This window comes from Hymenobacter sediminis, assembly GCF_003231285.1.
Lineage (GTDB): Bacteria > Bacteroidota > Bacteroidia > Cytophagales > Hymenobacteraceae > Hymenobacter > Hymenobacter sediminis.
Window position 1 is genome coordinate 226992 of sequence record NZ_QKNS01000009.1, and the last position, 10346, is coordinate 237337.

The 10346-nt window shown below is 54.8% G+C and carries 10 protein-coding genes; 3 read left to right on the forward strand and 7 right to left on the reverse strand.

Features of this window, described 5'->3' with window-relative positions; translation table 11 throughout:
* Nucleotides 1–12 precede the first annotated feature (12 nt).
* The 3 genes from DNI29_RS21480 to DNI29_RS21490 form a co-directional block, all read right to left on the reverse strand.
* Nucleotides 13–867 carry an ankyrin repeat domain-containing protein gene (locus DNI29_RS21480; protein WP_162303697.1) on the reverse strand — a complete coding sequence of 285 codons (855 nt, stop codon included), beginning with the start codon at nt 865–867 and terminating at the stop codon, nt 13–15.
* A 164-nt stretch (nt 868–1031) separates the two neighbouring features.
* Nucleotides 1032–2459 (reverse strand): type VI secretion system tube protein TssD, encoded by a 1428-nt coding sequence (tssD, locus tag DNI29_RS21485; protein ID WP_110980199.1) that lies wholly within the window; start codon nt 2457–2459, stop codon nt 1032–1034.
* 61 nt (nt 2460–2520) lie between these two features.
* Entirely contained in the window at nt 2521–5058 is a 2538-nt protein-coding gene (locus tag DNI29_RS21490; RefSeq protein ID WP_110980200.1) for an ATP-dependent Clp protease ATP-binding subunit, read from the reverse strand.
* 316 nt (nt 5059–5374) lie between these two features.
* On the opposite strand from DNI29_RS21490, the gene DNI29_RS21495 reads away from it, so the two are divergent.
* The 3 genes from DNI29_RS21495 (at nt 5375) to tssD (DNI29_RS21505) (ending at nt 7753) form a co-directional block, all read left to right on the forward strand.
* Nucleotides 5375–5815, forward strand: a complete 441-nt coding sequence (locus tag DNI29_RS21495; RefSeq protein WP_110980201.1) for a type VI secretion system contractile sheath small subunit — start codon at nt 5375–5377, stop codon at nt 5813–5815.
* Between the two features lie 62 nt (nt 5816–5877).
* On the forward strand, nt 5878–7248 hold the full coding sequence (locus tag DNI29_RS21500) for a DUF5458 family protein (protein WP_110980202.1): 1371 nt from the start codon (nt 5878–5880) through the stop codon (nt 7246–7248).
* Between the two features lie 103 nt (nt 7249–7351).
* Complete coding sequence (gene tssD / locus DNI29_RS21505; protein ID WP_073287881.1) at nt 7352–7753, forward strand: type VI secretion system tube protein TssD; 402 nt, start codon at nt 7352–7354, stop codon at nt 7751–7753.
* Between the two features lie 358 nt (nt 7754–8111).
* Here the strand turns inward: tssD (DNI29_RS21505) and DNI29_RS21515 are convergent, their stop codons facing one another.
* The 4 genes from DNI29_RS21515 to DNI29_RS25170 form a co-directional block, all read right to left on the reverse strand.
* Nucleotides 8112–8657, reverse strand: a complete 546-nt coding sequence (locus tag DNI29_RS21515; RefSeq protein WP_110980204.1) for an SMI1/KNR4 family protein — start codon at nt 8655–8657, stop codon at nt 8112–8114.
* Nucleotides 8658–8955: 298 nt separating this feature from the next.
* Entirely contained in the window at nt 8956–9432 is a 477-nt protein-coding gene (locus DNI29_RS25275) for an RHS repeat domain-containing protein (protein WP_202910557.1), read from the reverse strand.
* Nucleotides 9433–9483: 51 nt separating this feature from the next.
* On the reverse strand, nt 9484–9783 hold the full coding sequence (locus tag DNI29_RS21525; protein WP_110980205.1) for a hypothetical protein: 300 nt from the start codon (nt 9781–9783) through the stop codon (nt 9484–9486).
* On the reverse strand, nt 9780–10346 hold a 567-nt coding region (locus tag DNI29_RS25170; protein WP_133255750.1), incomplete at its 5' end, for an RHS repeat-associated core domain-containing protein. The genes DNI29_RS21525 and DNI29_RS25170, both read right to left, overlap by 4 nt.

Here is a 10346-nt window from a genome sequence, read left to right on the forward strand (position 1 = left end):
TCCCGCTGCTTTTTACTTGTTGCCTTTTGGAGAAGGCATGATGAGCGGCGGCTCCGGAATCCCCTGCTGCTTCATCCAGGCTTTCATGGCGGTGCGGGCGGCGTCTTCCTGCTCAACCCAGGGCTTGCCTACTACCTCAGGCTGGGCGCCTAAAGCGTCTAACTTTTCCCGCCAGGCCCGGCCTTCGGGCGTTTGCTCCCACCGCTCCCGGATGGTGGCGTAGCGTCGGGCCCCGGGCGAAGGCACCGGAAACTTCACGCCCTGCCGAATAAGTAGCTGCTTAACTTTCTTTTGCCATTGGATAGCCTCGGCATTACCCGTGTCATTTTCCTGGGTCCAGAGAGCCACCTCCCCATCGGTTTTGCGCCAATCGGCTCCGCGTTCCAGAAGGTAGTGCACCAACTCGAAGTAGTTGAGGCGGGCCAGTACCACCGCCGGGGTAGCCCCTGCACTATTCGTAATGTTAATATCGGCGCCCCGGTCGAGCAGCAGCTTCATCCGCTGGTATTGGTGGGCATACAGCGCGTTGTGCAGGGCTGGCTCCTTGCGCTCGTCCCGGGCGTTGGGGTCGGCTCCCAGGTCCAGCAGGGCAACCAGTAGCTCATCTTTCGGACCCTCGGCCGCAATATTGATCAGGTGGGTAGCATCAACGCCGCCTTTGGCATTGGGCAGATTCAGCTGGCGGTTCACGTCAGCCTTATGGGCTGCCAGGGCCCGCATGGCCTTTACGTGGTGATGGGCATACGCCCAGAACAGAAACGTTACGCCTTGTTTGCCTTCCAGATTGGGGTCGAGGTCAGGATGCTCAACGAACAGGCGGTTGAGCGTCGCTACGTCGTCGCGCCGGATGGCTTTGGCTACGTCCAAAGCAGGTGAGGCAGGAAAGTACTCCTCCGGAGCGTGTTTGTAAATAGGATTACCTGCCGGTTCCATAGAAGTGCATTGCGTAAAAAGTGTCAGAAAGTACAGCCCTTTGGCCCAGAACTGGACCCAGCCGCGCCAGGAAGTAAGCAGAAACGCTAATAGCACCATCATGATGCTATATAGCCACTCAGAATGGAAACGTCTTCGAGCTTTTCTGCTTCAATATGATCTTCCATTTGTGGGGCAATGCCGTGGCCATCCAGCAGCATGTTTTTAGAAGCAGTCAGGGGGTTGCTGGTTACCAGCTCCCGCCATTTATGCACCCACTTAGCGGCCGGAGCAACCGGCCGCGATATGCCCAAGGCCTTGGGTGCCAGGTAACCGCCCGGGAAGTTGAAGCCATTCTGGAAGTTGTTGAGCGGATCAGCTGTCGAGCGGAACGCATCAATAAGAGCCGCTTTCTCCTGCATAACCTGCCGGGATATGCTGTAGGGAGCTCGGCGCACCGTATTGATATGCAGCCCCGCCGCGTTGAACGTGTAGCTCTTAGTACCCGTCACGACGCTACCCGCTGAGGCTAGGCCCCCGCCCAGAGAGTGGCCGGTGGTTTCTACGGCGTCTTTCCCGAGGTTTTTTACCACGGCTTTGGCCAGGTCGATGGCCTGGTCATACTGCTTTTCGCGTAGCCCGATGCCCTGACGCAGATCGGCCAGTATATCGGGTTTGTCTTCAGTGCCGGCGTAGGCAATAACCAGTTTCGGTGGCTCTTCAAAGCTAGACTGGTAAACCGCCGCCTTAAAGCCTGATTTCGGGTCCAGAAGCATTTCTGGGCTGGCACCTATCTGGCCTAGTTCTTCCGGATTCAGCATGTGCCAGCCTTCCGGCTCCGGTACGGGGGTAGGGCTAGTGCTGTGGTAAACGTGTCCGCTCAGGCGAGCCCGTTCCACGGCCACATTGTTGCGCTCCAGCCGCGTGAGGGAGTTTTGCACCGTGGTTTCTCGCTCGCCCATCAGGGCTGGCGGCACCTGCCCCACTTTGGTGCTGGCCTTTTGCATTAGCTGGCGCCGGGCAGTGTAGCGTTGCTTTTTCGTTAGCTCCGGCGCAGCAGTTGCTGCAGTTTGTTGGGCCGCAGCCAGCGCCGCCGAAGGGGTAGGGGGCGTGGCTGCTCTCGGGGGCTTCGTAGCAGCCCGCGTTTTGGTCAGCCTGTTCCAGCGCTGTTCCAGCACCTGCCCATCCAGCTCTATTTGTTGGGCCGACAGCACGAGCAAGCATTGGTAAGCAGCTGCCCCTTTGCCCGGCACCAACTGCACCCGCTGCTGCACGCAGCGCGCATCAGAGAAAGCAAGTGTGCGCCGGGGCTGGGTTGGGTCGTCGGGGTAGAAAACAACTTCGCCGCTTCGTAAGCTGCCCGGCGAGGTGGCCCATTCCGCCAGTTCCGGGCCTTCGTCCCCATCCAGCAACAACTCCAGGGGTAGGCCCACTACTTTAGAGTTAGGCCGGCCCCGCGCATCTGTGTACTGGCGAAAACCAAAAGAGCAAGCGGCCAACGGGTAGGTCTGCCCCGCCAGGCGTAGCTCCGCATTGATATACGTCATAGAATAACCACTAGCACTACATGGAAAGGCAAGTAGATAAGACCGACAACCCGCGGCTCGGTTAGCCGATTGGCGCGGCTACGTCTGGTTGCTCAGCTGGTTCTTCGGTAGCTTCTATTTGCCAGGTCAGGTCCTCTGCATCCGGTAGCTTATCAAGCGAAATGATGGACCCTTTGCCTACCTCGCCGGCAATAATCATCCGGGAAATAGGGCGGCGGAGCTGCTGCCGAATAACGCCTTTGATGGGCCGGGCCCCGTAGCGCGGCGTAAAGCCCAGCAGTGCCAGGTAGCTTCGGGCTTCCGGCGTAAGTTCCAGCGTAATGCCCTGGCGCTTGAGCTGCTCCTGCAGGGGGCGCAGGTGAATGTCGAAGATCTGGACTACGTTTTCCTCCGAAATAGGCGCGAAGGGCACAATTTCCGTGAGGCGGGCCAGAAACTCGGGGCGGAAGTAGCGGCTCATCGTTTCCATGAGCGTGCTGGTAGCCGGTATTTGGCCCGCGCCAAACGACTGAATAATCTGCTCACTGCCAATGTTGGAGGTGAACAGGATAACGGCATTCGAAAAGTCGCCTTCCCGCCCCAGCCGGTCGTGCAGCCGGCCTTCATCCAGAATCTGCAGGAAGATGTCGAACACCGAGCTGTGCGCCTTCTCAATTTCATCGAAGAGCACCACGGAGTAGGGCTTCTCCCGAATTTTATTGACCAGCAGGCCGCCTTCCTCGTAGCCCACATAACCGGGAGGCGCTCCGTAGAGCAGGGCCGCCGAGTGCTCCTCCTTGAATTCCGACATATCAAAGCGAATCAGGAAAGATTCGTCGTTGAACAGGAAGTCGGCCAAGGACTTGGCCAGCTCCGTTTTGCCCGTGCCGGTAGGGCCCAGCAGGAAAAAGGACCCAATAGGCTGCCCGGCCTTCGTGAGGCCAGAGCGCGACTCCAGAATGGCCTCACACAATGCTTTCACGGCGTGGTTCTGGCCCACTACGCGCTGCTGCAGGGTTTGGTCCATATTCAGCAGCTTGTCCCGCTCGTTGCTTTGCAGCTTGCCCAGCGGAATACCCGTTTTGCCCGATACAACGGCGGCAATATCGGTCCGCTCCACCCGGTCCTTCTTGGTTGCCGAGAGGTTCACTACGGCTTCCAGCAGTTCCCGCACGTAGGCTTCCAAGGCTTCGGCAGTTTCCAGGGCCTCGGGCTGCTGTTCCTGATCGAGCTGGTTGAGCCATAGGTGGCTAACCTGGTTCTGCACCTGGTACAGAAACCACCGCAGCTCTTTCAGGTAGTCGGCCGCTGTCAACTCCGCCTGCCGCCCAACCAGCCTTTCAAAATCCTGCTGGAGCTGTAGTAGCTCGGCGCTGGCGTGCTCATCCAGCATCCGGATGGCGGCCATGGTGCGGTCCACCAGGTCAATAGCCGAATCGGGTAGCTGGCGGTCTTTGAGGTAGCGTTTGGCCAGGCGCACAGCCTCGGCCACGGTGCCTTCGCCTACCTGCAAGCCGTGGTGCGCGGCGTAGTAGGGCAGCACACTCTCCACCATCCGTTCGGCTACCACTATGCTCGGCTCCTCTACCCGCAGCACATCGAAGCGGCGGTTAAAGGCCTCATCCGCCTCAATGTACTGGCGGTACTCGTCGTTGGTAGTGGCCCCAATTACAGTGATTTCGCCGCGGGCTAGCTCCGGTTTCAGTAGCTGGGCAATACCCGCGCCCGCCGAGCCTTTGGGGTCAAGCAGTACATGGATTTCGTCAATGAAGAGGATGGCCCGGTGGTACTGTTTGATTTCGCTGAGCACGCTTTTAATGCGGTCCTCTACCTCGCCTTTATACGAAGCTCCCGCAACCAGCGTGCCTAGGTCCAGCTCAAACAGCGCTACCTGCTGCAGGTGGCCCGGTACTTTCTTCTGCACAATCTGCTGGGCAAACCCTTCCACCAGCGCCGATTTTCCTACCCCCGGCTCGCCTACCAACAGTACATTGGGCTTGGTGCGCCGCCCCAGAATTTCGGCCATTTGCCGCGTTTCCCGGTCGCGCCCCACAATGGGGTCCAGCTTACCGCTTTCGGCCTGGGCCGTTTTATTGACGCAGTACGTAGCCAGGGCGCCGGCTTTCCCGGCGGGGGTACGGTCGGAGAGGGGGGTAGTAGTCTGCCCATCAGTGCCTACTGCTACGGGTTGCAGCGCGGCGGGCTCGGCCGCTTCTATCACTTCGCGCTGGGTGAGGGGTAGGGATTTTAGCTGCTCTGGTGTGTATACCAGGCCCGGCCGCAGTACAGCGGCCAGGGCACACAGTGGGTCAGTTTCTTCTTTGGAGAGCTGCAGCGCTACTAAGTCCGCTACTTCCAGAATCGCCTTAATTTCCTTGTCGGCGCCGGGTAGCTCTGGAGGGCGCACCGCTTTCGGCAGGCTCTCCAGCCGCACTTCGGCCCATTCGCGTAGGTAGTGAATATCCTTGCCCAGCTCCACCGCCAGCCACGAAGCCAAGCCTATTTCATTGTGGAGCAGCGCCGTAAATAGGTGAGAGGCTGCGTAGTATTCATGCCGATATTCGTGGGCTACTGCTTGGGCGATGTGCAGCGCCCGCTTTAACTCATCTGTGTAAGACATTACTAGAAAGCAGGATAAAAGGGAAGATAGTTAGGCCTCAAAGCAAGCAAAGCCAGTGGCCGGCATATAACCGGCGCGGTAAGGTAGAAGAATATCCTTATCGGTGGATAATTGCATGTAAATACATGGTTTTTCTTTTACGGAATAGCATCTTGCCAATAGGCTAGCATATAGGATTTTGCATATTATTTAATCGAGATTTGTGTGTTTTCTTTTAGGTTGTTTTTCAAATTCCTGTACCTTACGGCCGGAAAAGCACGTAAAGCTTTCTGCCAATACCCTGATACAGGTTGGTTTAGCTTAAATAATACAACGTATGTTTAATTACGGAATAGGAGGGCAGGAGCGGAAGCAGGATGGTGCCCAAGAGTCCATTTCAGATATTCCACTGAACCGCACCCTGCTGGTGCAAAAGCTCACCTCCGATCCGCCTTTGCGTGCCCAAATTGTAGAAGGACTGCGTACCCCCGAAGCTGTGTTTGCCCATTTCAAACCCTCCGTAGAGGTAGAGTTTGACCGGGAAGATGGCTCTACCGTGACGGAGAACTTGCAGTTTGAGTCGCTGGGCGACTTCGGCAAGAAAGGCATCATTAACCAGAGCAACTTTCTGCAGGACCTGAGCACGCAAACCGATGATCTGCAGAAGCTACTGCGGCAGCTGAAGTCCAACAAAATCCTGAAATCGGCGCTGGAAACACCTGAAACCAAGGCAGCCTTCCTGGCGGCCATTCAGGCCATGATCAGCGAGCTGGACTAGCTGGCCCGGGTTTTCGTATCCGCTCGCCCTATCCGCTCATCATCCGATAGAAATTCCCCTCTATGGCAACTGAACAAAACGCCTCTTCCGCTACCCCCTCACGGGAACGGGAGCTTGCCCCTCGTCTTGAAGAAAACGCCCAGGCTCTGGCCAAATTTGGTGGTTTCGATTTGTTGGAAACCACCATTGATGGCGCTTCCAACCTGAACCCCGAGAAGAAGGCCCGCAAAAAGATTTTCCTGACGGAAGACAGCAAAAAGGCCGACCGCCAGCAGCTGAAAAAGCGCCTGGCCCTCTGGCATGAGATGCTGAGCAAAGCCGATTCTGTAGCCGATGCCGTGCAGCAATGCGAGGCGCAGGTAGAGTCATCTACCAACCAGCTGACGGATAACCTGCGCAAAGCCATTGAGGCCACGCACGATATGGAGCAGTCGTACCGCTCAGTGGCGCTTTTCTACCGCAATACCGACCAGGATGAGGTAAAAAATATTTCCATCCTGAATGCGGACAAGGAGCAGCTGCAGGACCTTGACAATACCACCTTCATTGATGCCGTGTCCAATGAGCTGGAGCAGAACTACGACCGCCTCGACCTGCGCGACAACTACTCGCTGCTGGTAGTGCCGGGCTACCTGGGCTCCAACAAGGTGATTGATAAGTGGGCCAAGATTGCGCACAAAAACAAGGTGATGATGGTCACTGATTTTGAGCACTATGATACCCCCGACGACGTAATTGAGCTGTTTGAGGAAGCTAACCTCACGGGGGGCGAGGCGCACAAGTCCAACATCATCATGGCCTGCAACTGGTTGGTAGGCCGTGGCAAGCTGGAGGAGGTAGGCGAGGAGGAAGACCTGTTTGTACCCCCGTCATCGGCGTTGGCTGGCCGCATCTATAGCACACTGGCCTCGCAGGTAACGGCCGGGCGCAAGCACGGCACCCTGAACGAGGTAGACGGCGTGCGCTTCCCGCTTCGCAAAAGCGAAATTGCCAACCTGGAAAAGCTTGGGCTGGTGCCGATGGTAAATGAGTACGGCCGGGTAATGGCCTTCTCCGCCAAAACCCTGTTCAACGGCGACAACATCGGTCTGCAGACCTATTCCGTAGTTCGGGTATTCGACTACGTGACCAAGGTGCTGATTGATTTCTTGAACCGTCGCGCCTTCGAAAACTGGGACCACAACATGCGCATGGACATCCAGAGCCAGGTAGTGCGCTTCCTGGATGGTATTGCTGGCCCCGGTAAGCTGATTGAGAAGTTCTCCATCAAGAAGTTTGAGCGTGACCCTAACCAGAAGGACCGGATTCTGCTCGACATCCATATGGTACCCTACTTTCCGGCCAAAACCTTCCTGGTGTCGCTGGACGGCACCAAAGGTGACGACCCCAATGACCCCGGCCGCGACTGGAATGCGGAGTACAAGCAGCAATAGCCTGTAGTGCGGCTGAGTAGTACCTGCTTAAGCTAGATAGCAGTAAAAGAGTACAGTATTTTCATTCCCTTCCTTTCATTTTTAACCCCTTACACATTTTATTATGGCCTCATTCAGTGCATTCTTTAACGCCGCTGGCAGCGGTGACTGCGAAGTAGTAAGCTGCAGCTACTCCTTCGATCAAGCCATCGATGACAAAGGACGTCCTTCGTCAAAGGTGCAGGGCGGGACTATTAAAGTGACAATCGTTTCAACCGACAGCGCTTCGCTGACGAGCTGGATGCTAGACCCCTACAAGCGCGAAAGCGGTAAAATCACCTTCAAGCGCATTGACCAGGACTCAACCCTGAAGGAAATTTCTTTCGAGGAAGCCTACTGCGTAAGCTACGCCGAGCACTTTGATGCCCGTGGCGCTGACACCAACACCTCCATGACCCTGAGCCTAACCATTTCGGCCAACAAAATCAACGCCAACGGCGCCGTGCTGGACAATAAGTGGGTGTAACCACTTTCCAGTAAGTCAAAAAGCCCCCGTGACACAGGTCGCGTGGGCTTTCTGCTTATAGTGGCTTTCCTACTTAAAAGGTAGTACAGAGCTTGAAGAAGCAAGAGTAGAGCTTTTTTCTCCCAAAAGCCGCGTGGTCAGGTTCTACATCGCTCTGCTGCCAAAACCCGCTTCACTCATGCAGAGGTTTGTCCTCATACCAGACCCAGCGCGTGACCTTACCGCGGAAGCGCTTGCTTAGGCGTAGGCTTAGCGCATCGTAGGTGAAGGTCACTGTATAACCATCGGGCAGTATAATCGAGCTTAATTTTTAATCAGAAGTTGCGTAGTTGTGCAACTATGGCGTTTGCCACCAGCCTTAATGATCTAGAGGCAACGGCTCAAATGTCAAAGGCAGTTTGGTGTAGCCAGGCCCTAACATTGTTTTAACCGCCTCATCATTCTCACACCTTTCCACAAAGTCATACAAATTTGGAGCTCCGTAGCGGATTCCTCCCATACGTGCTGCGAGCACATAGATGGGCAGTTCGTCATCGGAGCTGCGGTGAGCTAAGTCCCAGGCCAGGTATTCACCATTCTCACTCATAGCAAAAGGCAGCAGCGACTTTTCCAGGCCTGGATAGCCGTCGGGCTCTAACAAGAATAATTCGTCATATTCCATTTCTGCGTAGAACTCATCCATTGCCTGTTTGATCCAAGGGCTACGAACGGTCCACGAATCGCGATGTTGACCCAGAGGAACATAGATCAGAAACAGGCCGCAGAGCCTTCCCCAGCTCAAGTGGGTAGCAAAGTCGATATAGGAGGGCGGAAAGCCTTTGCCATCGGTGAACCGGTGCGCTGTTAGATAGGCGCTATCCGGTTGAATTACCGAATGCTTTCTAAGCTGGTCGAAAATTGACACGAAAGTATTATTAAGGAGTTAGCACCCAGAACCACGGCAAGAAGTATTCTGGCGCAGTCCATTTAAAATAGTACGATCAGCCAAGACATTCCCATGCTCATCAATAGCAAACATACTTACTCTATCGGGGTAGTAAGATCATTGCCATTGATGAGCTCTGACCTCAAGAAGAACTGTAGAAGTCGGATTCCTCCGGATATGCCTTCTAATGCTACCTTCCACCGAACTCATGCCTGGGTGGTTGGATCCATCCGTTAGAGTAACCAGGGCACCATAGGATACGAGCAACCCAAATAGATCAACAAAATAGAGAGGGTTTTTTACATAGCTGTAAAACTTGCCCCCCGGCTAATCCTATTGGGTTCTGACTGATGTAGCTGCCAGCATGCGGATAATAATATCGAAATCTGTAATAGTAGAGTCCGGTTTCGGTATCCTCGTACTGGCCTTGGTAACGGAAAGGACAGTCCTGCGGCTTGCCCTGGCCTTGTCGCACCTGGCCGTAGCTATCGAGCTCAACTTGCCACGTCTTCGTGCCGGCTTGGTCGTAGAGCTCCAGCGGCGTGCCCAGGTGGTCGGTCAGGATGCTGTAGCGGGCCTGGGCCGTGAGCTTGGCCATCGGCGCAAACGAGTCGTCTTCAAAGAGCCAGGTGATGACGTCGCTGGCGCTGCCTGCTTCCGGTCCTACCTCCAACTCGTGCCACTCGTGCAGGGGCTTGTTGCCATCCCAGACCCAGCGTACTATCTCTTCATGTTCCCTATATGCACAGGTCATAGAACTACCAGGGGTTGAAAGCAACAGCTTTCAACCCCTGGTAGTTCTTACTTAAGTATTACTTATCCTATCTAATATCTGCTGCTTCCATTCCACACTAGGGCAGAGCTCGATAATTGAAAGAATGGGCCAATCAGGTGTTGACTCTATTATATGCAACAAAGTCCATTCAAGGCCAAAACAAGCAGTGGCTGGAAAGAGCTTAATCAATTGTTCCGCTTCATCACGGGTAATCGGGGGCTGGATCCGGTGTAGCAACTCCTCATAATGTTCTAGCACACCATCTGCTATATCTTGGTCCTCATTCGGTAGCGGACCTAGCTGGCTTAACTCAAGCACTTCTTTTCTCATGGGCATATGTCTTTCAGTTTTAGTGAGCCTTGGGGAAGCATTCCTTTGTTTTCATAATATTCAATAAGTTTTTCTATACCTGAATCATACTTGTCTCCAACTATGTTGCGTACATCTCTTATATCGTCTACCAATACATCCCTGAATGGTCTACCTGTATCAGCAATTTTAGTCGCCCTTCCTCTAGCGCCATAAGTTCTTGTTTGAACATGTTCATCATGGGGCATAACTAGAGCACCACCTTCGTTTCGAGGTAAGTGCCCTGACGCATCCTGAGGCATATGGTGAGGAGTGAGGCCATCTCCTGGAACTCCTTTCAAATCACCGAAAGCTCCAGCATCCCCAGGGTTTGTAGCTGCTAGCCCCAAAACGTCTATCCATCCATTCGGATCATGTACATAGGCGTAAAAGTTTAATATTCCTCCACGCAAACGGATAGGGTCCTGGGAGACATACTGTCCGGCTTCGGGGTCGAAGTAGCGGAAGCGGTTGTAGTAAAGTCCGGTTTCGGTATCCTCGTACTGACCCTGGTAGCGGAAAGGGCAATCCTGTGGCTTGCCTTT

Bases quoted from the DNA above. Each gene is read 5' to 3' on its own strand.
- tssD (WP_110980199.1), bottom strand. From the start codon at position 2,459: ATGACGTATATCAATGCGGAGCTACGCCTGGCGGGGCAGACCTACCCG.
- DNI29_RS21490 (WP_110980200.1), bottom strand. From the start codon at position 5,058: ATGTCTTACACAGATGAGTTAAAGCGGGCGCTGCACATCGCCCAAGCA.
- DNI29_RS21495 (WP_110980201.1), top strand. From the start codon at position 5,375: ATGTTTAATTACGGAATAGGAGGGCAGGAGCGGAAGCAGGATGGTGCC.
- DNI29_RS21500 (WP_110980202.1), top strand. From the start codon at position 5,878: ATGGCAACTGAACAAAACGCCTCTTCCGCTACCCCCTCACGGGAACGG.
- tssD (WP_073287881.1), top strand. From the start codon at position 7,352: ATGGCCTCATTCAGTGCATTCTTTAACGCCGCTGGCAGCGGTGACTGC.
- DNI29_RS25275 (WP_202910557.1), bottom strand. From the start codon at position 9,432: ATGACCTGTGCATATAGGGAACATGAAGAGATAGTACGCTGGGTCTGG.
- DNI29_RS21525 (WP_110980205.1), bottom strand. From the start codon at position 9,783: ATGAGAAAAGAAGTGCTTGAGTTAAGCCAGCTAGGTCCGCTACCGAAT.